Below are 22,315 nucleotides of genomic sequence, written 5' to 3' on the forward strand. Positions count from 1 at the left end.
CCGGACCCCCGGTGTCCCATGGCTCGCGCGCCGTGTCCGCGGAGCGCGGTGACGGCCCTCCCTTCCGGCCGCCACCGCGTCACCCGTACGGACGCGGCGCGCGTCGGCGGCTCCGCGCCCCCCGGCGGTTAACTTCGGCGAATGCAGAAATGGTCCGGACTTCCGTATCCCCTGGGCGCGACCTATGACGGCTCAGGCACCAATTTCGCCCTCTTCTCGGAAGTGGCCGAGAAAGTCGACCTCGCTCTCATCGACGGTTCCGGACGCGAACAGCGCACCCCGCTTGCGTCGGTGGACGGTTCGGTCTGGCACATCTACCTGCCGGGTGTCGGCCCGGGGCAGCGTTACGGGTACCGAGTGCACGGCCCGTACGACCCGGCGCGCGGGCACCGCTGCAATCCGGCGAAGCTGCTGCTCGACCCGTACGCCAAGGCCGTCGACGGCCAGCCGGACGGGCACCGTTCACTGCTCGGCTACCGCGACGACGGTTCCGACGAACCCGACACCACCGACAGCCTGGGCCACACGATGCTGTCGGTGGTCGCCGACCCGGCCTTCGACTGGGGCGACGACCGGCTGCCGAAACGGCCGTACCACGAGTCGGTGCTGTACGAGGCGCATGTCCGCGGGCTGACGGTACGTCACCCGGAGCTGCCGCCGAAGCTGCGCGGCACCTACGCGGGTATGGGGCACCCGGCGGTCATCGGGCACCTCACCGAACTGGGCGTCACCGCCGTCGAATTGATGCCGGTGCACCAATTCGTGCAGGACGGGCATCTGCGGGACCGGGGTCTGTCGAACTACTGGGGCTACAACACGATCGGCTTCTTCGCGCCCCACAACGCCTACTCCGCGAGCGGCAGCCGGGGTCAACAGGTCACGGAATTCAAGGAGATGGTCAAAGCCCTGCACAAGGCGGGGATCGAGGTGATCCTCGACGTCGTCTACAACCACACGGCCGAGGGCAATCACATGGGCCCGACGCTCTCCTTCCGCGGCATCGACAACGCCTCCTACTACCGCTTGGTCGACGACGATCCGAGGCACTGTTTCGACACCACGGGCACCGGCAACAGCCTGCTGATGCGGCATCCGAATGTCCTTCAGCTCATCATGGACTCGCTGCGCTACTGGGTCACCGAGATGCATGTGGACGGCTTCCGCTTCGACCTGGCGTCGGCGCTCGCCCGGCAGTTCCACGAGGTGGACCGGCTGTCCGCGTTCTTCGACCTGGTGCAGCAGGATCCGGTGATCAGCCGGGTGAAGCTGATCGCCGAGCCGTGGGACATCGGCGACGGCGGCTATCAGGTGGGCAACTTCCCCGCGCTGTGGAGCGAGTGGAACGGCAAGTACCGTGACTCGGTACGGGACTTCTGGCGCGGCGTGCCGTCGACGCTGCCAGAATTCGGCTCCCGGCTCACCGGCTCCTCGGACCTGTACGAGGGCAGCCGCCGCCGGCCGCGCGCGAGCGTCAATTTCGTGACGGCACATGACGGTTTCACGCTGCGCGACCTGGTCTCGTACAACGACAAGCACAATGACGCCAATGGTGAGGGCGGCCAGGACGGCGAGAGTCACAACAGGTCCTGGAACTGCGGCGCCGAGGGCGAGACCGAGGACAAGGAAATTCTGGCGCTGCGCGCACGGCAGCAGCGCAATCTGCTGACCACGCTCTTCGTGTCGCAGGGCGTGCCGATGCTCGCGCACGGCGACGAAATGGGCCGCACCCAACACGGCAACAACAACGTCTACTGCCAGGACAACGAAACCACCTGGGTGGACTGGGAGTTGGACGAGGAGCGGCGCAATCTGCTGGCCTTCACCCGGCGGGTGATCGCACTGCGCGCCGAGCATCCGGTGCTGCGGCGGCGGCGCTTCTTCCGCGGCGCCGACACCGGCGGCGCACCGGATCTGGTGTGGTTCCGGCCGGACGGCGGCGAGATGGCGCACGATAACTGGCTGCGCGAGGACGCGCACGCCGTGGGCGCCTTCCTCAACGGGGACGCGATCGCGGAGCCCGGGCCGCACGGCGAACGTGTCGTGGACGACTCCTTCCTGCTGCTGGTCAACAGCCATTACGAGCAGGTGGACTTCCATGTTCCGTCCGCCGCCTTCGGCAGCGGCTGGCGGATCGTCGTGGACACCGCGGTCGAGTCCGACACCGGCGGGCCTGACGGACCGCGGGTGCCCGCGGACGCGGTGGTGCCGGTACAGGCCCGCTCGATGACGATCCTGACCCGCAAGCGCAAGGCCGGATGACGGCGACGCCACGACGCACCGCAGCCGGGAGCGCGTCGTGAGGTGCTGACACGTCCGGCGCTCCCGGAGTCACGCCGTGCCGGTGTCGTCCACCGGTACGGCGGGCCGGGCAGTCCGCCGACCGCTCGGCCCCGGTCGCTCCAGCAGGTGCGTCATCAGCTCGGCCGCGGACACGGCCGCGTCACCGCAGCAGTTGTTGAACAGCACGTGCACCCGGTCGGCCTTCCCGGCCAGCTGCTGGATCCGGGGGAGCCAGGGCCGCAGTTCGGCAGCGGTGTACCGGTGCCGGAAACGGTCTTCCTTGCTGCCGGTCCCCCACTGCCGGCTGCGGCCGTGGAAACGGACGACCGCGGTGGCCGACGAAGTGACGGCGGTCACCGGCGGCAGGGAGGTCGGCAGCCCTTGGGCGACGTCGACCGCGACGAACGCCGCTCCCGCGGACCGCAGCAGTGCGGTCGTCCCAGGGAAGGCCGAAGGGGTCAGCCAGGCCGGGTGGCGCAGTTCGACGGCGAGCGGGATCTCGCGCGCACGTTCCGCCCACCGGCCGAGGGCGGCCTGTGCCGCGGGTCCCGGGGCGAACCACGGCGGGAACTGGAGCAGCACCGTCCCCAGCCGGTCGGCGGCGATCAGCGGATCGAGGGCGCCGGCGAACCGCTCCCAGATCTCCTGTTCGGCCCCGACGGGTAGCTCGGCGGCGCGCACCGGGCGGCCGGGCGGTCCCGGCACCCGCAGGGTCGCGGGCAGCGCGCCGGCGCGGGTCGGGTGCCCCGTGAGCAGTGAGAACGCCTTCACGTCGAAGCGGAAGCCGTCAGGGGTGCGGGCGGCCCACAGTTCGCTGTTGCGGGTGCTCGGCAGCGCGTAGTAGGTCGCGTCCACCTCCACGACCGGGAAGCGCGAGGCATAGTGCCGCAGCCTCCCTTCGGGCCCGCGTGCCGACGGCGGGTACCAGCCGCTCGCCAGGAGCGCGGGATCCGTCCACGAACAGGTGCCGACGTCGATCCGTGTCATGGACGACCGGCTACCCCTGTACGGCCGGTCGTCCCCTACCGCGCGCCTCGGGGCCGGACGTGACGCGCGTCCTATGACGAGCGCCATGTCATGACCCGCGCGATCAGGGACAGACGCCCCGTATGACTTCGGACCAGCCGCACACTCCGCTCACGGACGCCTACATCGGACCGGCCGCTCTCGTCACCGGCCGGGGGGACATTCCGGTGATGGCCGATCTGTTCCTGGAACCCGCGGACCTGGCCCTCGGCGCCGGGGGCGCGCCGCGCGCCTGGTCGGGGCGGCTGGAAGCCGCCGAGGACGTCAACATCTTCGCTGTGGCCGTGGGTCCGTGCACCCTGCGGATGCCGGACGGCCGGCAGGCCACCGTGGTGCCGGACTCGGTCGCCGTGGGCACCGGCGTCATTCCGGTGGCGGGCGTCGGGCCCGCCCCCTTCGGCGACGCCTGACAGGTCCCATACGCGGACAAGGGCGAGGGCGCGGGCGGTGAACCGTCAGCCTGGCGTGCCCGCCGGGCCCGGGTCGAGCAGTGCCAGCAGGGCGCGCTTGTCGGGTTTGCCGCTCGGGGCGACCGGCACCTCGGTCAGCAGGGTGACCGTCGCCGGGACGGCGGCCTCGCCCAACTCCCGGCGTACGACGGCCCGCAGGGCGTCCTCCCCGGGGGTCCGGCCGGCGGCGGGGACGATGAAGGCGTGGGCCGCCTCACCGGTGTGCTCGTCGGGCGCGCCGACGACATAGACCTGGTCGACGTCGGGGTGTGTGGCCAGCGCCGACTCGATGGCGCCCGCGTAATGCAGCACGGCGTTGACGAAGATGACGTCACGGGCGCGGCCGAGCAGGCGCAGGAAGCCGTCGTCGGCGAGGGTGCCGAGGTCGCGGGTGCGGATCCAGCCGTCGCGCAGCACATCGCGGGTCTCCGCCTCGTCCTGCCAGTAGCCGGACATGGCGCCGCCGCTGCGTACCCAGATCTCGCCGCGCGCGCCGGCGGGCACGGGCCGGCCGTGCGGGTCGCGCACGCTGATGTCCACCCCGGGCATCGGCCTGCCGACCGCGTCCAGCACCTGGTCGGCGCCCTTGGCGAGGTCCTCGGGCGTGAGCAGGGTGAGCATCCCCGTCTCGGTCTGCCCGTAGCCCTGGTGGACGGCGGGGCCGAGCCGGTCGACGGCCTCGGCGAGCCGGTGCGGCGGCAGCGGTGAACCCGCGACGAGCAGGGCGCGCATGCTGCTGGTGTCGATGTCGTGCTCCCGCAGTGTGTCGAGGATCTGGTAGAGCCGGGGCACGGTGCACAGGCACGCGGTGATGCGGTACCGCTGCCAGATCTCCGGGAATTCCAGCGGGGGTTCGGGGATGACGGCGGTGCCGCCGCTGAGCAGGCACAGCGCGAGGTGTTCGAGCATCACCGCGCTGGTGAGGGTGCCGAAGACGAGATAGCGCCGGTAGCCGTCGGCGAGCCGGGCGGCGGTCTCGCTCCAGCGGGCGGGCTGCCACGACCAGTGTTCGGTCAGTGCCCGGTAGGTCTGGGCGCAGCCCTTGGGGCGGCCGGTGCTGCCGCTGGTCAGGGTGATCAGGCCGATGTCGTCGGGGCGGCCCCGGGCGGTGAGGGCGCCCTCGTCACCTTCGTCGCCCTCGTCGTCCGCGGAGGCGGCACCGGCCGTCGCGGTCGCCCGCTCCGCCACCAGGTCGCGGTCCACGTCGAGGACGGGGCGGCCGGCCGCCGCGGCGCGCAGTTCCGGTGTGCCGGTCGAGGCGTCGGCGATCACCGCGTCGATGCCGGTCCCCAGGACGTGGTCGAGCTGCGCGGGTGTGAGGCCGGGCCGCAGGCCGGTGACCCGGCAGCCCAGCAGGTGGGCGGCGATCTGGACGGCGAAGCCCTGCGGGGTGACGGCGGTGGTGACGGCCACTCCCCCGCCGGGCCCGAGTCCGGCCGCCCGCAGTCCCACGACGCAGGCGCGTACCTGGGTCAGCACCTCGCCACGGGTGACCGGACGTGACCGGTACTCGAAGGCCGGGGTCCGCGGGTCGGCCCGGAAAGCGTCGACAAGTGGTTGCGGAAATACCGATTCGGCCGGATTTTTCACGGACGTTCTCCGATCCTGTGCGGCGGTCACGGGGTCGCTTTTCGGCCGCGGGTACACCGCGGCACTCACCTCTACGGCAATGTGTGAGGCCGAAATTATCCGCCACAGGACATCCGGAAGACAGTGTGAGGTGGATCACATTCCTGCCTCTGGATATCTCCTTTAACTCTCAACTACGGTGACTCCGACCACTTCGGACGCCTGGAGGACGCATGCCCCGAGAAGAGCGGATCGATTACCTCGTCGTCGGCGCGGGACCGGCGGGAATCCAGGCGGCATATTTCCTCGAGCGGGCCGGTCGCGACTATCTGGTCGTCGAGGCGGGTACGGCACCCGGGACGTTCTTCACCCGTTTTCCGCGGCACAGGAAACTCATATCCATCAACAAGGTGCACACCGGCTGGGACGACCCGGAACTGAAGCTGCGCACCGACTGGAACTCGCTGCTGTCCGACGAGGGCGCCCCGCTGTTCACCTCGGTCACCCCGCGCTACTTCCCCGACGCCGACGACCTCGTCGGCTACCTCGCGGACTTCGTCGCCACCCACCGGCTGCGGATCCGCTACGACACGCGGATCACCCGGATCGCCCGGCCGCCGGCCGAGGACGGCGGCGGGCGCGGCGACTTCACGGCCGTGGACCAGGACGGCCACACCATCAGGGCCCGCCGGATCATCATGGCCACCGGCGTGTCCCGGCCGTACATCCCGCCGATCGAGGGCGTCGAACTCGCCGAGCGCTACGACCTCGTGTCGGTCGACCCGGCCGGATTCACCGGTCAGCGGGTCCTCATCATCGGCCGCGGCAATTCGGCCTTCGAGACCGCGGACAATCTCATCGAGACCGCTTCCGTCATCCATGTGGCGGGCCCAGGCTCGCTGCGTCTGGCCTGGCAGACCCATTTCGTGGGCCATCTGCGTGCCGTGAACAACAACTTCCTCGACACGTATCAGCTCAAATCGGAGAACGCCCTGCTCGACGGTGAGATCCTGCACATCGTCCGGGACCCGGAAAACGGTCGGTTCCGGGTGGCGGTGAAATTTGCCAGGGTCAACGAGGTGGTCAAGGAGATACGCTACGACCGGGTGATCCTGGCCACCGGTTTCCGCTTCGACGCCTCGGTCTTCGCCGAGGAATGCCGTCCGGAACTCATGATCAAGGACCGGTTCCCGGCGCAGACCGAAGCCTGGGAGTCGGTGAACGTGCCGGATCTGTATTTCGCGGGCACCATCACGCAGGCGCGTGATTTCAAGAAATCCACCAGCGGTTTCATCCACGGCTACCGCTACGGGGTCCGCGCCCTGCACCACATCCTGGAGCAGCGCTATCACGACCGGCCCTGGCCGCGCCGCGCGCTGACCGCGGCCCCGGCCGATCCCGCCGGCCCGCCCACCGACCTGCCCGCCGATCTGCCCGCCACCATCGCGGACGCGGTGATCGCCCGGGTCAATGTCACCTCGGCGCTGTGGCAGCTCTTCGGCTTCCTCGGCGACGCGGTGATCGCCACCAGGGGCCCTGACGGCGTCTCGGTCGGCTACCACGACGAGGTCCCCGTCGACCACCTCCACCAGGCTGTCGCGGACGGCGTGTTCGGCGACGTCGAGCGCTATCTGACCGTCACCCTCGAATACGGCGCCGACCACGACAAGGTCAATCCGTTCGACGTGTCGGTGGGCCGGGTGTCGCAGCAGGACACCGGCGGCCTCGACGGCCGCTATCTGCACCCGGTGGTGCGGCTGTTCGAGGACGGGAAGCCGGTCGCCGAGCACCATGTCACGGAGAATCTGGAGAACGAGTGGGACAGCGAGGACGTCCATCGCGCCCCGCTGGTCCGCTTCCTCACCGACCATCCGGTGGCGGGTGACGCCCCGGCCGCCGCGAACCCGTCGTGAACGGGGTGCTGGCCGCCCTGCGGGAGCGGGCCCGCGCCCGGCTCGATCCGGTGCACTGGGACTTCTACGAGGGCGGCGCCGGCGCCGAGACCGCGCTCGCCGCCAATGAGGCGGCCTTCGCCCGGCTCGCCCTGCTGCCGCGGGTGCTGACCGGCGCGGGCCCCGCCGATCCGGCGGTCACGCTGCTCGGCGAACGCCTGTCGATGCCGGTGCTGGTCTCCCCCACCGCCTTCCACCGGCTCGCGCACCCGGACGGCGAACGCGCCACGGCCCGCGCGGTCGCCGCGGCCGGCACCGTACTGATCACCTCGATGGCGGCCACCACCGCCGTCGACGAGGTGACGGCGGCGGCACGCGAAGTACGGCCGGACGCGGCGGTGTGGTTCCAGCTCTACCTCCAGCCGGAGCCGGCGGTCACCGAGGCGCTGGTGCGGCGCGCGGAGAAGGCGGGCTGCACGGCGCTGGTGGTCACCGCGGACTCACCGGTCTTCGGCCGCCGCACGCGCGACGACCGCAACGGCTTCCACGACCTGCCGCCGGGCCTGGCCGCCGAGAACATGCGGGACCTGCCGGGCGCGCCGCCCGGCCGCACCCGGGACATCGCGATGTCCCCCGCCCTGTCCTGGGCGGATCTGCGCCGGCTGCGGGAGCTGACGGAGCTGCCGGTGGTGCTCAAGGGGGTGCTGCACCCGGCCGACGCGCGCCGCGCCGCCGACGAGGGCGTGGCGGCGCTGCTGGTGTCCAATCACGGCGGCCGGCAGCTCGACGCGGCGCCCGCCGGTGTCGAGGCGCTGCCCGCGGTGGCCGACGCGGTCGCCGGGCGGATCCCGGTGCTGCTGGACGGCGGGGTGCGAAGCGGCGCCGACGCGGTGGCCGCGCTCGCGCTCGGCGCCGCGGCCGTCGGTGTCGGCAGGCCCGTGCTGTGGGGGCTCGCGGCCGACGGCGAGGCTGGGGTGGCGGCCGTACTGGCGGAGCTGCGGGCCGAGGTGGAGCACATCCTGACGCTGTGCGGCGCCGCCGACTGCCACGGGCTCGGCCGCGACCAGGTCGTCGTGCGCGGCGCGACGGGGGTGCGGCCGTGCTGAGGCGCGCGGGGGCCGCGGCGCTCGCCCTGACCGTCCCGTACTGGCTGCCGCGGACCGTGGTGGCGCTGCGGGTGAAGGTCTTCGCCCGGATCAACGGCCCGGAGGGCGTGGTCGTACCCAACGCCGAGGTCGATCCCGAGCGCTTCACCGAGCTGTACGAGCACCCGGCCGCCAGTGGCCGCAGCAAGGGCGCGGCGCTGTCCGACCTGTTCTGGTACTGGCTCTCGCCGGGGCCCGAGGTGCACCAGGAGCACCTGGAGCCGGGCCCGCGCTACGACGCGGTGGCCCGGACCACCACCGCGATCCTGGCCGGGACGAGCGCCGAGCTGTCGGCGGCGGCCGCGCGCAGGACCGCCGAGGTACTGGACGAACTGGTGCCGGGCGAGGCCGCGTTGGTGCGGCTGCGGGATCTGATGATGCCGGTCTGGGCGGAGTTCTTCTACGAGCTGGTCTTCCGCGAGCCGTGTCCGGCGTACGCGCGCGGGCTGATCGTGGCCAATGCCGAGGACGTCATCAACTCGCTGAAGAACACCCGCCTTCGGCACATGCGGCGGCGCGAGCGGCTCACCCGCTATCTGCTGCGGCGACTGGCGGCCGGTGACGTACCGCACGCGCTGCCACCGGAGTTGGCGTCGGCGCGGGACCGTGCGCACTACCTCCAGGGCACCTTCTTCAACACCGCGGTCGTGCAGATGTCGGAGGCGATGGCACATCTGCTGCTGGTGCTCGCGGCCGAGCCGGGCATCCAGCGAAGGCTCGCCGAACACCCGTACGACGACCGGGACTTGTCCAATGTCATGAACGAGACGCTGCGGCTGTATCCGCTGTTCGGCATCGCGCACCGGATCACCGACGCGGACATCGACCTCGGCGGCGGCGCGCACTATCCGGCGGGCACGGTGCTCTGCTTCGACTACCCCGCCTACCACGCGACGGGTTACACCGACCCCGGCACCTTCGACCCGGACCGGTGGAACCACCTGTCGGCCAAGCACGCGCACCACATCCCGTTCGGCGTGGCCGGCAACCGGCCCTGTCCCGCGTGGCGGCTCGCGCCGCTGATCATGCGGGCCGCCACCCGTGAGGTGCTGGCCCGGTTCACCCTGCACACCGGCGTGTCGCACACCCGCTCCATCCCGCACCGCGCGCCGGCCCTCCTCGTACGCCGCGACCGGCCGCTGCCGCCGTACCGGATCGCGGCCGTACGGCTGCTGCTGCGGGTCCGTGACCGCTGGGAGGACGTGGGCCGCAGCGTCCTGCAACTCGTGCTCGGCACCTGGATGGTGCTGGACGCGCGGCGGCAGCGGCCGACCGAGCGCTGGTTCGCCGCGCACGACACGCAGGGCTGCCCGCTGACCGGTACGTCCACCGCACGCGAGACACCCGGCGGCGACGGCCGCTGCCCGTATCCGCACTGACCGACCCCGTCCCCGCCGTATCCCCCCCGCCTCACTCCCCGCCGAAGGGCAGCACGCCATGTCCGCGACCGCGCTCGGCCCCGCCTTCCTGATCGCCGTTGTCGTCATCCTGCTCACCTGCCGCCTCACCACCTGGGTGCTGCGCCCGTTCGGCCAGCCGCCGGTGGTCGCCGAGATGATCGCGGGCGTGCTGCTCGGCCCGTCCGTCCTCGGCCTCGTCGCGCCGTCGTGGGAACGCGCCGTCTTCCCCACCGATCTGCGCCCGGTGCTGTACGTGGCCGGGCAGTTGGGGCTGGTGCTGTTCATGTTCCAGGCCGGTTACGAGTTCCGTGTCGAGCGGATCAAGCCCGTCGCGCGGCCCGCGGCCGTCATCTCGACGGCGGGCATTCTCGCGCCGCTGGCCTTGGGCACCGCCCTGGTGTGGGCGGTACGCGGCCAGGTGCACACCGCGCCCGCGGGCGTACCGATGTATGTGGCGGCGCCCTTCGTCGGCGTCACCCTGGCGATCACCGCCTTCCCGATGCTGGCCAGGATCATCACCGAACGCGGCCTGACGGACACGGTGTTCGGGACGATCTCCCTGGCGGCGGGGGCGCTGGACGACGTCATCGCGTGGATCCTGCTCGCGGGGGTGCTCAGCCTTTCGCGCGGTACGGCGGGCCCCGTGGTGGAAGCGGTGGCGGGCGCGGCCGGACTGGCGGTCGTGCTGCTGGTCCTGCTGCGGCTGCGCGGCCCGGCGGTCCGGGTGGCCGACCGGCTGCCGGCCGACCAACTCCTGCTGGTCACCCTGCTGTTGCTCTGTCTGGCCGCCTGGTACACCGACCGGATCGGCCTCTACGCCGTCTTCGGCGCCTTCAGCCTCGGCGTCGCCTATCCGCGGGCCCCGAAGATCGACCGCACCCTGGAGGCGGCGGCGCCGCTCGGCAATGTGCTGCTGCTGCCGCTGTTCTTCACCTACTCCGGGCTCAACACCGACACCGGGCTGCTCACCGACCCGACGCTGCTGCTCTTCGCGCTCGGCTGCACGCTGGCGGCGGTGGCCGGGAAATTCGGCGCGTGCTGGCTGGCGGCCCGGCTCGCCGGGCAGAGCGCCCCGGTGGCGCTGCGGGTCGGCACACTGATGAACGCGCGGGGTCTGATGCAGCTCATCGCCATCAATGTGGGCCTGGCCGAAGGGGTGGTGACCCGCGCGATGTTCACCGTGCTCGTCCTGGTCGCCCTGGTCACCACGGTGATGGCGACCCCGCTGCTGACGCTGTGGGACCGGCGCGACGGCGGCGTCCAGGACGCGCCGGAACTGCCGGCCGACGGGCCGCCGGCCGTGGTCGGCGCCGTCAGGGAGTGAGCACGCGGGTCCGCGCGCCGTAGGCGGCCAGCGGGTCGGACGGCACCCGGTGCGTGCGCCATCGCGCGGTGACCTCGCGGTCCGCCAGGGTGCAGGTCAGGATCAGGTGGTGCGGGGTCTCCAGGAAGCCGAGGTCGGCGACGAAGGTGTCGGCGTCGGTCCAGCCCGCGCTGACCGCGACCGGCACGGCCGCGTCGGGGCGGTCGGTGACCGCCCACGCCGTCCCGGTGAACCGTACGGTGAGCCGCGGCGCGTCCTCGGCCGCGCCTTCCACCAGTGTCAGCGCCCAGCCGCCGTCCTCGGCGGACAGTTCCACGGCGGTCAGGGTCGTCTGATCCTCGCACACACCGCCGTGCGGGGTGAAGCGCACGCCCGACCAGGCGTCCGGCCCGTCCGGTGGTGCGGGTCGCGCGTCGGTCTCCGGGGCGGCGAGCGCGGCCAGCCGCTCGCGCAGCGCCGCGTCGGCCGCGCTCTCCCGCTCGCCCGCCCCTTCACCGGTCCGCGGCGTGGGGCCGAAGGCGGGCAGCAGGTGCTCCCAGGCGAAGTCGAGGACGGCCTGCATGCGGTTGGTCTCCGCGGTCATGGCGATCACCGCGTCCTGCTCGGGCAGCACGACGCAGAACTGCCCGTAGGCGCCGTCGCCCCGGTAGCCGTGCCGTGACGTCCAGAACTGGAAGCCGTAGCCCTGCGCCCAGTCCGACCGCGCCGCCTCGGCCGAGCCGTCGCCGTTGGCGACGTGCGGGCGGGTCGCCTCCTCCGCCCAGCCGGCGGGCAGCAGCTGCCGGCCCTCCCACCTGCCGCCGTCGAGGTAGAGCTGCCCGAGGCGGGCGACGGCGTCGGTCGCGGCGTGCAGACCGCTGTAGCCGAGGTCGCGGCCCGCCGGGTACTGCTGCCAGGCCGTCTCCCCGATGCCGAGCGGTTCGAGCAGCCGGGGCCGCAGGTATTCGGTGAGCGTCTGCCCGGTGGCGCGCTGGATGATGGCCGCCAGCGTGTACGTGGTGGGCTGGTTGTACGCGAAGACCGTGCCGGGCGCGCGGTCCGGCGGCAGCAGCAGGAAACCGCGAACCGGTTCCCGCGGGTCCGCCGCGACCGCCCGGCTCCAGGTCTCGGCGTCGTGGCCGCTCGCCATGGACGCGATGTGCCGCACCAGCATGGCGCGGCTGCCGGGATCGGTGATGTCGGCGTCGAATTCCGGGAAGTACGACACGACCGTGGCGTCCAGGTCGAGCAGTCCCTCGGCGACGGCGAAGGCCGCGGCCGAGCCGGTGAAGCTCTTGCTGAGGGAGTACAGCAGGTGCGGCCGGTCCGCGGTGTACGGCGCCCACCATCCGGCGGCCACGACGCTGCCGTGCCGCAGGATCATCAGACTGTGCGGCTCGATCCCGGCGGCGTCCTCCAGCGCGTCGAGGAAGGCGTGGACGCCGCGCGCGTCGACACCTTGTGCGGCCGGGGTGCTGACGGGCAGCGATCGTGCGGGCAGCGGTCGTACGGTCATCCGGTGTCCTCCTGCGGGTTGCGACGGCCCATCCTCACCGGGCCCCGCCACGGGTGTCCAGAGGCCCCGACCGCCACTTACCGGCGGATTCGGCCCGCTCAGCGGGTCGTTCGGCGTGTCGTACCGCGCGTGTCATACGGGGGGCCGCGCGGTCTCCGGCGACCCAAGTCGGGTGCCGGCCCGCTCCTCCAGCAGGGCCACCGCGAGAAGTTCGCCGTCGACCGGCCCGAAGCGGTCGAGTGCCTGCTGGTGCAGGGCGGCCACGGTGTCGGCGATCGGGTGCGGGATGCCGAGCCGTTCGGCGAGCGCCGTGACGGCGGCGAGCTGGTCGCGTATCCGGTCGAGGCCGTACGTCGCGTAGTAGTCGCCGTCGAGCAGCGCGGGCAGGTCACGGCGGACGAAGTCGCTCGCGGCGGCGCTGGTGGCCAGTGCGGCGCCGAGCGCCTGCGGGTCGATCCCGGTGGCCTGCCCGAGCAGCAGCGCTTCGGCGGTGGCGGCGGCCTGGCCGAACCAGAGGAGATTGACCAGCAGTTTCGTGGTGTATCCGGCGCCGTGGTCTCCCATGCGGGTGATCCGGTCGGCAATCAGCGACAGCAACGGCCGCTGCCGGTCGAGCAGTTCGGCGGGGCCGCCGACGAAGAGCCGCAGCCGCCCGGCGGCCGCGTCGTCGGGCGAGCCGCCCATCGGGGCGTCGAGCACACCGATGCCGCGGGTGAGCGCGCGCGTCCTGAGCCCGGCGACGGCGGTCGGCGCACAGCTGCTCAGGTCGATCCAGCAGGCCCCGGGCGCGAGGGCGTCGAGCACCGGGCCGGTGACGGCGGCTGTGACGTCCGGAGCGCCGGGCAGCACGGTGACGAGCAGGTCGGCGCCGGTCGCGGCGGTGACCGCGTCGGCCGCCCATCGGGCGCCGATGCCGAGGGCGACGTCCTGCCGATGCGGGCGGAGATCGGCCGCGCGGACGAGGTGTCCCGCGCGGCAGAGGCGGGCGGCGACGGGGGTCCCCATGCGGCCCAGGCCGATCAGCGCGATGGTGTGCACGGCGGGATCGTAACCCCGCGCCCGAGGCGTTGGTCAGCCGAGGCGGACTCGGCCGCCGGGCTCGTCCCCGCCCGTACCGTTCAGCTTCGTCACGAAGACGATCATGTCATCGGCCTGTTGCTCACCGAACGCCCGCACCAGACCGTCGCAGAGGATTTCGGGCTCGGCCGCCAAGTCGGCCGCGACGGTGGCCAGGTCCTCCATGCGCGCGACGATGTCCTTGTCCCGCGTCTCTATCAGTCCGTCCGTGACGAGCACGATGGTGCTGCCGGGGACGACCGCATGAGTGCTGGCAGGTGGCTGAGGAAGTCCGAGGCCCAACAGCGGCCCGTGTTCCCGCACATACGTGCCCCGCTTCCCGGGGGGCATCAGGAGCGGCGGGAGATGCCCGGCGTTCGCGACCTCCACGGCACCGCCGCCCGGCGCCACAAGGACGATGCACACCGTCGCGGTCCAGCCCGGCTGGTGGAGCCGCATCAGATGGTCGAGCCGTTCGAGAAGGACGTGCGGGGGATGCCCTTCCGATGCGAACGCCCGCAGCGCGTGCCGCAGTTCGCCCATGACGACGGCCGCCTGGAGCGAATGGCCGACCACGTCGCCGACCGCGAGCAGCAGACCGGCCGGTGTGTTCACCGCTTCGTAGAAGTCGCCGCCGATCTCGGTCTCCGCCGCGGCCGGGAGATACCGCACCGCCAATTGGCCGTCGGGGAAACTCGGCAGCGCGGCGGGCAGGAACGTCCGCTGGAGGGTGAGCGCCAGTTGATGTTCCTCCCCGTACAAGGCCACCACGCCCCGGTTGGTCTCCTCCAGTTCCGCCGTGAGCTCCGCGTAGAGCGCCATGACACCCTGGTTGGTCTCGGTCAGTTCGGCGTTGAGCCGTGCCAACTCGTCGCGTTGCGCCCGGGATTCCTCCAGGGCTGCCGCCAGATCCCAGGTCTGGGACCGCAGGTCTTCCAAGGCGGTGGCCGAGACGGCCGGCTCCAGCGCTTCCCGTACCTGCTGGGCCGCTTCCTTCACGCTCTTGCGTACGGGCACGTCGCAGAGCAGCTCGACCGCGCCACCGACCTCACCCGGGTCGTACCTCAGGTCGGGAAGAATCCGGGCGGCCAGGGCCAGCGACTCCTCGCTCGGCATTCGCCCGTCCGGCCACGCGAGTTCGACCCGAAGCCGCGCGCGTTCGGCCTCGACGACCGTGAACGTGGCCGTGAGCGCGGACTCGGCCCGCAGCAGGTCCCGGCCCAGTTCACTCACGGCCGTCGCCAGCCGTACCTGGTCGCTCTCGTCGAGTCCCACCGCCCCCGCGGCAGTCTTGGCCCTGCGGCGCAGCGCGAACACATCGTGTTCCGTGAAGAGGACCGTGCTCGGACCGAGGTGTTCCATCCCCGTCACCACGCTCCCCTGGCGACCACCACACCGGCGTCGTCGCGCCGCGTTCCGGCGAGCCGCAGCAGACCTGCGGCCATGACGCTGGGCGAGTGCGGGAAGAAGGCCGCGACGTCCCGCGGAACCCACCGCTCGCTCAGACCGTCGGAATGCATGATCAGCGCCGCGCCCGGTTGCGGCAGGTACTCGTAGGTGTGCAACTGGTGCATCTGGTGGCCGACGATTCCCGGGTGCGACAGCATGTTGGTCCGGCTGTCCGGGGTGACCAGGGCGGCGGTGACATTGCCGATCCCGCAGAACAGCACGCGGCCGCTCTCCGGTTCGATCCGCGCCACCGCAACCGCGGCGCCCCGCGTACCGCGCAGTGCGCGGTGCAGCTCCCGCACGATCTGTTCGGAAGTACGCGCGGAGCCCGCACGGAATTCCTGTGCCGCGGACTGTCCGGCGAGCGCGGCCATCGGTCCGTGTCCCAGGCCGTCGCAGAGCATCACCAGGAGCGCGGGGCCGTCGCCGATGGTCACCGATCGCGTCCCGACGGACCGTACGGTCCGTCCGTACCGGGACGGCGATCCGGTACCGTGCCGCACACCGGTCAGGGTGCCCCAGTCGGCCGCCGCCGTGGCCGGGCCGGGAACCGGCAGCGGGGGGTCCGTCGGCGCCGTGGCCGCGCCCGCACTCCCGCCGTCGCCGTCATCCTGTCGGCCGCCGGGGTCCACGCGCGCCAACCACGCGTCACCGCAAATCTCCTCACCGCTGATCGGGCGCGTCACACCACCGACCAGGGGTTCGCCCGCCAGGGGCGGAGCCTTGCGCGGCCCGGGCCAGAAACGGGCCAGCTGTACGGTTCCCAGGCCCGGCCGGGAATGGATGTCGAAGGTGTCCGCCAGTCGTCGGACCGCGCCGAGCCCGATGCCCAGCGTCCCGCCCGTCGAGACGCCGTCCCGCATGGCATCGGACACATCGGCGATCCCGGGTCCCGCGTCCGTCACCAGAACCTCGACACCGGCTTCGTCCTTGGTGCGCACGACGCGCAGTACGAGCGACGCCTCGACGGAATGGCGCCGCATGTTCGCCACCAACTCGGCGACCGCCAGGACGAGTTCCGCCGTTCGCCGATCCCCGAGGCCGATTCTCCGGCCAAGTGCCGCCGCAGCGCCCCGGGCGCCCTGCGGCTCGTCCCGGAACCATGCCACGTCCTCGTACTCGACGATCGGCGGCAGGGCGCCGGGACTCAACGCGCCCACTTGGTGATGGTGACCGTCGTTCCCCGGCCGACCGCGCTGTCCAGGACGAAGTCGTCCACCAGACGGCGCGAGCCCGAAAGGCCGAGGCCCATGCCGTTGCCCGACGTCCACCCGTCGGTCAGGGCCAGATCGACGTCCGCGATGCCAGGTCCCTGATCCGCGAAGACGACGCGCACACCGCGCCGGCCGAACTCGTCCACGATCGACGCGGTCATCGTTCCGCCGCCGCCGTAGATGAGCGCGTTACGGGCCAGTTCGCTTGCCGCCGTGACGAGCTTGGTCTGTTCCACCAAGGACAGTCGGCAGTCCTGGGCCAGGGAACGAACGGTCTGGCGAGCCATCACCACGCCGTTGTTGCCGGTGATGCTCAGCACGGCCGGTTCGGTCATGAGTCGATCGCCCCGCCGGGTGGGAACCCGGCCTCCACGGCCCCGGGTTCGGCGTCGCCGTCGCCCGCCGCGGCCTCGAGTCGGCGGCGCTCCAGGACGCGCAGCCCCTTGTCGAGGGTCAGCGCCGTCGTGACCCCGCCGAGCGACAGGCCCAGCTCGACCAGGGTGATCGCCACCGCGGGGCGCATGCCGACCACGACGGTGTCGGCGTCCAGCAACCGCGAGATCGTGGCGATCGTCGCCAGCATCCGGCCGACGAAGGAGTCCACGATCTCCACGGCGGTGATGTCGATGACGACGCCGTCGGCCATGGACTCCACCACGCGGCTCGCCAGTTCGTCCTGGAGCCGCATGACGGCGTGATCGTCCAGGTCGGTCTGGATCGAGACCAGGAGGACCTGTCCGATCTGCAGAATCGGTACCTGCTCGCTCACCGGGCGACGCCCGTGCCGCTGGTGGTGGACAGGGTCGTCCCCGCGCGCCGCAGGGCGTGCCGCAGCGCGTCGGCGAGCGTCGCCTTCGTCGCGATGTCCCCGAAGTCGATCCCCAGGGCGACGATGGTCTGGGCGATCTGCGGACGGATACCGGAGATCGTGCACTCCGCGCCCATCAGCCGCGCGGCCACCACGGTCTTGAGCAGGTGCTGCGCCACTTCCGTGTCGACCGCGGGCACACCGGTGATGTCGATGATGGCCTGCTCGGAGCCGGTGTCGAGCAGGGACTGGAGCATCTTCTCCATCACCACCATGGTCCGGGCGGAGTCGAGCGTGCCCACCAGCGGCACACCGATCACGCCGTCCCACAGCTTGACCACCGGGGTGGACAGCTCCAAGAGCTGTTCGGCCTGCGCGGCGATGAGTTCCTCACGGGTACGCGTGTACGCCTCGATGGTGAACAGTCCGAGACCGTCGAGCAGCGACGACAGTTGCAGATAGGCCCGCACGTCGTCCTCGTTCCCGTCGGAGAGGACGGGCTCGAGCGCCTGCTTGAGCGAGAACACGCTCAGGGCGGTCTCGGTGGGGCTGAAGCCCTGACGGGCACGGCTGCGGGACAGTTCGGTCAGCAGAGCGCGCAGTTCGCCGAACGCCTCGCCGTACACATCCACGCTCTCCTGCCGCAGCGCGGCGAGCAGGGCCGTGTACAGCTCACGCAGTTCACTTTCGACCTCTGCCTTGCTCACCCGGCCGCCCAGCGAGGACGACACACGGTCGACCCACCCCGCGGCCAGGTCCTCCCCCGCGCGGGAGAGCAGAGTCACCAGGCTTTCAGTACCGCTTGCTGCAGCCACAACACACTCTCCAGACGTTACCCGGGCAGTCACCACGGACCATTGTCGTACGGCAACATTCAGCGGCAGCCGCCGGGGCAGCATACCGTCCGATCCGCCCAGATGTTCGACGTGTCCGGTCCGGCGGACCTGCCCTCAGGCAACGGCCCGCGACAGGGCGCTGACCGGCTCATCCGTCCCTGACGCCGAGACCCAGACGTGCGGTGACCCGCTTGCCCGGGGCCGTGTCCATGGCCGTCACCTCGACGCTCTCGCAGAGCGCGGCGACGATCTCCAGACCGTGGCGGCCGATGCGGCCCGGGTCGTACTCCATCGCCGTCACGGGCTGGGACGAGGTGTCCCACACGCTGATTTCGATGCGGCCGTCCGACAGCGCGAGGTCCAGACCGCACGGTCCCCCGGCGTACTTCACCGCGTTGGTCACCAGCTCGCTGACGACGAGCTGCGCCCTCTCGACGATGTCGGCCGGCGCGGCCCCGATGCCCGGCGCGGTCGCGTCGCCGAGGAAGGAGGCGACCTGCCGTCGCGCCGCGGCGATGGACGCGGACCTGCCGTCAAAAGTCGCGCTCGACCGCACCACGCCTCCGCCCCGACCGCCGGCCGACGCCGACCGCGGTGACGCCGAGGTGCGCACCGCTGTTCCGCAGCTTGTCACACCGCCGTCGCCTCGCGTTTTCCCCATGCGGCCGCGCGAGGCGACGGTGGCCCGGTCAGCCCCGCAGTCCGTGCCCGGCCGGCGGCAGGGTCAGCGGTCCGACCGGCAGGTTGGGACGCCCGGTGGTGCCGTATGCCGCGCCTGCCGGGAGGCGTACCGTCACCGCGCCGTTGCCGCGGGGTGTGACGGTGACCGTCCAGGTCGTGCCCGCGGCGCCGATGCCGGCGCCGGTGAACCCTGTGACGGTGCCGTTCGACACCTTGAGGTCGGCGGCGGTCAGGCCGGTGACCTGCTGGTCGAGGGTGAGCGTGAACGGGACCGGAGTGCCGCGGCGGGCGGCGGTCGCCGTGCTGACCAGGGTGCCGGTGGGGGCGTCCCCCACTCGGTACGCGCCGCCGCAGACACCGGTCAGCAGCGGGTCGGTGATCACGTCCCGGCTGCCCGAGGTGCTGAGCACATGGCAGCCGACGCCGACGCGTACGGCGAGCCTGCCGCCGTCCTGCCGTGTGGCGGCCTGCGGGCGGCCGTCCACGTACACCGTCGTGCCCCGGTATCCGTCGGTGACGGGCAGGCTGACGGTGGCCGAGGAGTTGCCGGGCACGGACACCCCGAGGTCGGTGCGGTCACCGACCCGGTGGAAGGAGGCGCCCACGGTGCCCTTGACGGTGGGCGTGGTCACCGAGCCGTACGTCTGGTCGCCGGGCTGCGGCCTGACCGTGAAGGTGTCGTAGCCAGGGCTGTCCGGCGCGATGCCGTACATGTCGCGCGGGATGACGTAGGCGGGAGCGGCAGCCCAGGCGTGCGACCAGGTCATGTTGCTCTTCTCGCTCGGATCCCACGCCTCGCCGGTGGCGCCCGCGCCCAGCTCGATCATGTGCATCCAGCTGTTGGTGGCGTGCGAGGTGAGCAGGTCGAGCGCGTCCTGGCCGTGGTCGGCGTTGTACAGGCCCTGGAGCAGGAAACCGGCGCAGTACACGCTGCACGCCATGCCGCGTTCCGTGAGGTACGAGGCGACGGCGTCGTACTGCTGCCTGCTCGCGGGCACCCCGAAGGCGGCGGGGAAGGCGCTGGCCTGGACGGCGAAGTGGCCGGTCGGCCTCATCGCGGCGTCGAGTCCGTCGTCGTAGGCGCCCTTGTCCGCGTTGTAGAAGGACGCGTTGAGGGTGCCGCGGAGCTTGTCGGCGATGCCGCTGAAGGTCGTGGCGTCGGCGCTCTTGCCGAGCGCGGTGGCCATCACCGCCATCTGGGAGAAGTTGCTGTACGACAGCGCGCCCAGGATGGTGTTCTTCGCGGCGAAGACATAGCCGTCGCGGCTGCCCTGGGGCCAGTCCACGATGGCGTCGGACTGGTCGATGGTGCCGAGTGCCGCGTTGTAGTCCTTGCTGAGCAGCTTCGGCACGAGCGCGTCGTACATCCGCTTCACTTGGTCGGTGGCGCCGGTCTGCCGCCAGTTGTCGTAGACCGAGGTGATCACGTACAGCGGCCATTCCTGCGGCCAGGTGCGGTGGTTGGCGAAGTAGTCCATCGAGTACACCCCGAGCGTGGGGTCGTCGCTGAGGTAGAGGCTCGCCAACTGGTGGATGTAGCTGTCGGCTTCGTACGGGGCGCGCTCGCGGGTCCAGGAGTCGACGTAGAAGTTCTGGTTGGTGGTCTCGATCGTGTTCTTGGCGAGCTGCCAGACCGCGACCAGGTCCTGGTCGGAGGAGGTGAGCTGGGCGCCGCTCTCGTCGAACGGGTAGACCAGCGCGAGGGCCTGGAGATTGTCGGCGGTGATCGGGACGGGCGAGTCGAGGACGTCGAGATAGCGGAAGACCCGCATGCCCCAGGTGTCGACGGTCTGGGTGCCGGCGCGCAGCGTGACGACGTCCTGGTACTCGTTGCCCGCGCGCAGCCTGTAGCGGACGGTCGTCGGGTCGGACAGCTCCTCGCCGTAGCGGAGGGTGACCTTGTGGCCCGCCGTGCCGGGCAGCGTGAGGTGGACGCCGCCCTGCCAGGTCTGGCCGAAGTCGACCAGATAGTCGCCGTTGCCCTTGTCGGTGATCTTGACGGGCTTTCTGAGCTGCTCCTGGATCTTGGCGACAGGCGTCGGTTCGAGGTCGGCGAAGGCGGGCTTGGCGACCGCGGCGGTCCACGCGGAGTCGTCGTACCCGTGGCGGCCGAAGCCGTCCGGGTAGCGGCTCATCGTGATGTCCTCCTGCGGCAGATTCCAGACGCTGGTCCCGCTGGACCTGGTGGAGGGCCAGATCGACGAACCCGCCATGGACGTCCAGTCCGGCCCGGTGCCGACGGTCTGTGTGCTGCCGTCGGTGTAGCGGATCACCAGATATGCCTGGAAGCGCTGGTCCTTGGCGGTGTACGCGACGGCCGACAGCGCGTGGCCGCCGCCGGTGCGCAGCGCGGCGGTGACGTCGAAGCCGTCGTAGGGGGTCTCCTTGTCCAGCGACTCGGTGGGGCCGAGGCCGATGAATTTCCCGTCGAGATACAGCTTGTAGACGTACTGCTTGGAGCCGTCGAAGGACGAGGCGGTGGCGAACACCGAGGCCCAGGCGACCTGTTTGGGCGCGCTGTGTCCCTTGTGGTCCTTGGTGGTGTCGAGCGTGAAGTCGTGCCGCAGCAGGGCCCAGTCGTTGCTGGTGTTGGTGCTGAGGCAGTCGGTGCTGGTGCCGACGGACAGGGCCCCGTTCTGGACGGTGCCGCAGGGGAAGCTCGCGTCGGCGGCGCCGAAGTCGTTGGCGTAGAGCGTCTTTCCGTTGTCGGCCGCGGCCAGGCCGGTGACGGTCACGTCGTCAGCGGTGCCGGTCTCGGTGCTGCCGGTGCGGAAGCCGATGCCGCCCTCGGCGAAGGTGGTGTCGGTCCTGCTGTCGACGACCACGCCGTCGAGGTACGTGGTGAGCTTCGGCCCGACCGCCTCGATCCGTACGTCGTGCGTACTGCCCACGGCCAGCGTGGTGTTGAGCGGTACGGGCGTGCCGGCCTGGAAAGTGCCGGCCGTCTCGATGTGCGGGACGAGGGTGTTGGCGTTGCTGGTGCCCGCGGCCCTGAACTGCCACATGTAGCCGTTGCGGGCGTCGGGCGAGCGGAAGCGCACGCCGAGCGCGGTCCTGGTGACGGTCAGCTTCACGTCGAGCCGGTAGTCGGTCCAGGCGGTGGCGGCGGGCGGCGCGGACCAGATGGGCGTGCTCGTGCCCCAGGTCGTGCCGGGCGCCGTGCCGAAGACCGCGGGCGCCGACCAGGCGGTCGGCCGGCCGCGCTCGTCCCAGATCCGCACCGTCCAGGAGTAGCGCTCGGCGGGCCGCAGGGTGCTGCCGCGGTACGGGATCGCCGTGGCCGCGGCGGAGCCGACCCTCGCGCTGTCCCAGACGGTGTGGCCGCGGCCCTGTTCGCCCTCGGTGACCCGGATCTCGTAGCCGGTCTGGCGGGCGACGCCGGACTGCCAGCCGAAGCCGACGGTGCCCGCCGGGTCGACGTCCACCGGTGCGGCGAGCGAGCCGGTGGTGAGGTGGGTCGGGGCGGCCGCGGGGCGTCCCGCGCCGATGCCGGTGGTGGCGCTCGCGGGCCCGGCCAGTGGCTGCACCAGGACGAGGGCGGCCAGGGCGGATCCCGTGGCCAGGAGGGAGACAAGTCTTCGGCGTATCGGCACGACGCATCCCGGGGAGATCAGGTGAAGCACAGCATTGAAACGTTTCATCACGCTCCGTAGTGACGTTACGGAGGCATGAACGGAGTGTCAAGACTCGT

Annotated in this window: 17 protein-coding genes and 1 pseudogene; 6 read left to right on the forward strand and 12 right to left on the reverse strand. The window is 71.7% G+C overall.

What is annotated here, in order from left to right; translation table 11 throughout:
* Positions 1-141: 141 nt before the first annotated feature.
* Entirely contained in the window at positions 142-2,259 is a 2,118-nt protein-coding gene (glgX, locus tag BM076_RS18500) for a glycogen debranching protein GlgX (RefSeq protein ID WP_093714699.1), read from the forward strand.
* A gap of 69 nt (positions 2,260-2,328) precedes the next feature.
* On the opposite strand, the gene BM076_RS18505 is transcribed toward glgX, so the two are convergent.
* A complete protein-coding gene (locus tag BM076_RS18505; RefSeq protein WP_093714700.1) occupies positions 2,329-3,267 on the reverse strand; it encodes a DUF72 domain-containing protein in 939 nt (312 codons plus the stop codon).
* 122 nt (positions 3,268-3,389) lie between these two features.
* On the opposite strand from BM076_RS18505, the gene BM076_RS18510 reads away from it, so the two are divergent.
* Positions 3,390-3,716, forward strand: a complete 327-nt coding sequence (locus BM076_RS18510; protein WP_093714701.1) for a hypothetical protein — start codon at positions 3,390-3,392, stop codon at positions 3,714-3,716.
* A 45-nt stretch (positions 3,717-3,761) separates the two neighbouring features.
* On the opposite strand, the gene BM076_RS18515 is transcribed toward BM076_RS18510, so the two are convergent.
* Positions 3,762-5,414, reverse strand: coding sequence for a class I adenylate-forming enzyme family protein (locus BM076_RS18515; protein WP_407640675.1), 1,653 nt, complete (start codon positions 5,412-5,414; stop codon positions 3,762-3,764).
* Positions 5,415-5,557: 143 nt separating this feature from the next.
* On the opposite strand from BM076_RS18515, the gene BM076_RS18520 reads away from it, so the two are divergent.
* Genes BM076_RS18520 through BM076_RS18535 form a run of 4 tightly spaced genes read left to right on the forward strand, consistent with a single transcriptional unit; the run spans position 5,558 to position 11,085 of the window.
* Positions 5,558-7,237 carry an NAD(P)-binding domain-containing protein gene (locus BM076_RS18520; protein ID WP_093714703.1) on the forward strand — a complete coding sequence of 560 codons (1,680 nt, stop codon included), beginning with the start codon at positions 5,558-5,560 and terminating at the stop codon, positions 7,235-7,237.
* Positions 7,234-8,322, forward strand: a complete 1,089-nt coding sequence (locus BM076_RS18525) for an alpha-hydroxy acid oxidase (protein ID WP_245796138.1) — start codon at positions 7,234-7,236, stop codon at positions 8,320-8,322. Before BM076_RS18520 ends, BM076_RS18525 begins: the two co-directional genes overlap by 4 nt.
* Complete coding sequence (locus BM076_RS18530; RefSeq protein WP_093714704.1) at positions 8,316-9,740, forward strand: cytochrome P450; 1,425 nt, start codon at positions 8,316-8,318, stop codon at positions 9,738-9,740. Before BM076_RS18525 ends, BM076_RS18530 begins: the two co-directional genes overlap by 7 nt.
* Positions 9,741-9,798: 58 nt before the next feature.
* Positions 9,799-11,085: a cation:proton antiporter gene (locus tag BM076_RS18535; protein WP_107416969.1), complete on the forward strand. Its 1,287-nt coding sequence runs from the start codon at positions 9,799-9,801 to the stop codon at positions 11,083-11,085.
* Here BM076_RS18535 and BM076_RS18540 read toward each other — a convergent pair.
* The 10 genes and pseudogenes from BM076_RS18540 to BM076_RS18580 form a co-directional block, all read right to left on the reverse strand.
* Positions 11,075-12,580, reverse strand: a complete 1,506-nt coding sequence (locus BM076_RS18540; protein WP_093714705.1) for a serine hydrolase domain-containing protein — start codon at positions 12,578-12,580, stop codon at positions 11,075-11,077. The two genes, BM076_RS18535 and BM076_RS18540, sit on opposite strands and share 11 nt — an antisense overlap.
* A gap of 132 nt (positions 12,581-12,712) precedes the next feature.
* Positions 12,713-13,144, reverse strand: a complete 432-nt coding sequence (locus BM076_RS38310) for an NAD-binding protein (RefSeq protein ID WP_407640679.1) — start codon at positions 13,142-13,144, stop codon at positions 12,713-12,715.
* Between the two features lie 6 nt (positions 13,145-13,150).
* A pseudogene (locus BM076_RS38315) lies at positions 13,151-13,624 on the reverse strand (NAD(P)-dependent oxidoreductase); the annotation flags it as partial.
* Positions 13,625-13,651: 27 nt separating this feature from the next.
* A complete protein-coding gene (locus BM076_RS37555) occupies positions 13,652-14,998 on the reverse strand; it encodes a PP2C family protein-serine/threonine phosphatase (protein WP_093714707.1) in 1,347 nt (448 codons plus the stop codon).
* A 5-nt stretch (positions 14,999-15,003) separates the two neighbouring features.
* Positions 15,004-16,245, reverse strand: coding sequence for an ATP-binding protein (locus BM076_RS18555; RefSeq protein WP_093714708.1), 1,242 nt, complete (start codon positions 16,243-16,245; stop codon positions 15,004-15,006).
* The gene (locus BM076_RS18560; protein WP_093714709.1) at positions 16,233-16,634 is read right to left on the reverse strand and encodes an anti-sigma regulatory factor; all 402 of its coding nucleotides are present in this window, start codon (positions 16,632-16,634) and stop codon (positions 16,233-16,235) included. The genes BM076_RS18555 and BM076_RS18560 overlap by 13 nt, the downstream gene beginning before the upstream one ends.
* Positions 16,631-17,068 (reverse strand): STAS domain-containing protein, encoded by a 438-nt coding sequence (locus tag BM076_RS18565; RefSeq protein ID WP_093714710.1) that lies wholly within the window; start codon positions 17,066-17,068, stop codon positions 16,631-16,633. Before BM076_RS18565 ends, BM076_RS18560 begins: the two co-directional genes overlap by 4 nt.
* A complete protein-coding gene (locus BM076_RS18570) occupies positions 17,065-17,922 on the reverse strand; it encodes an STAS domain-containing protein (protein ID WP_407640676.1) in 858 nt (285 codons plus the stop codon). Before BM076_RS18570 ends, BM076_RS18565 begins: the two co-directional genes overlap by 4 nt.
* Positions 17,923-18,091: 169 nt before the next feature.
* Entirely contained in the window at positions 18,092-18,499 is a 408-nt protein-coding gene (locus BM076_RS18575) for an ATP-binding protein (protein ID WP_245796140.1), read from the reverse strand.
* A gap of 133 nt (positions 18,500-18,632) precedes the next feature.
* The gene (locus BM076_RS18580; protein ID WP_265737103.1) at positions 18,633-22,217 is read right to left on the reverse strand and encodes a family 78 glycoside hydrolase catalytic domain; all 3,585 of its coding nucleotides are present in this window, start codon (positions 22,215-22,217) and stop codon (positions 18,633-18,635) included.
* Positions 22,218-22,315: the final 98 nt, after the last annotated feature.

The organism is Actinacidiphila alni, from assembly GCF_900112845.1.
GTDB lineage: Bacteria > Actinomycetota > Actinomycetes > Streptomycetales > Streptomycetaceae > Actinacidiphila > Actinacidiphila alni.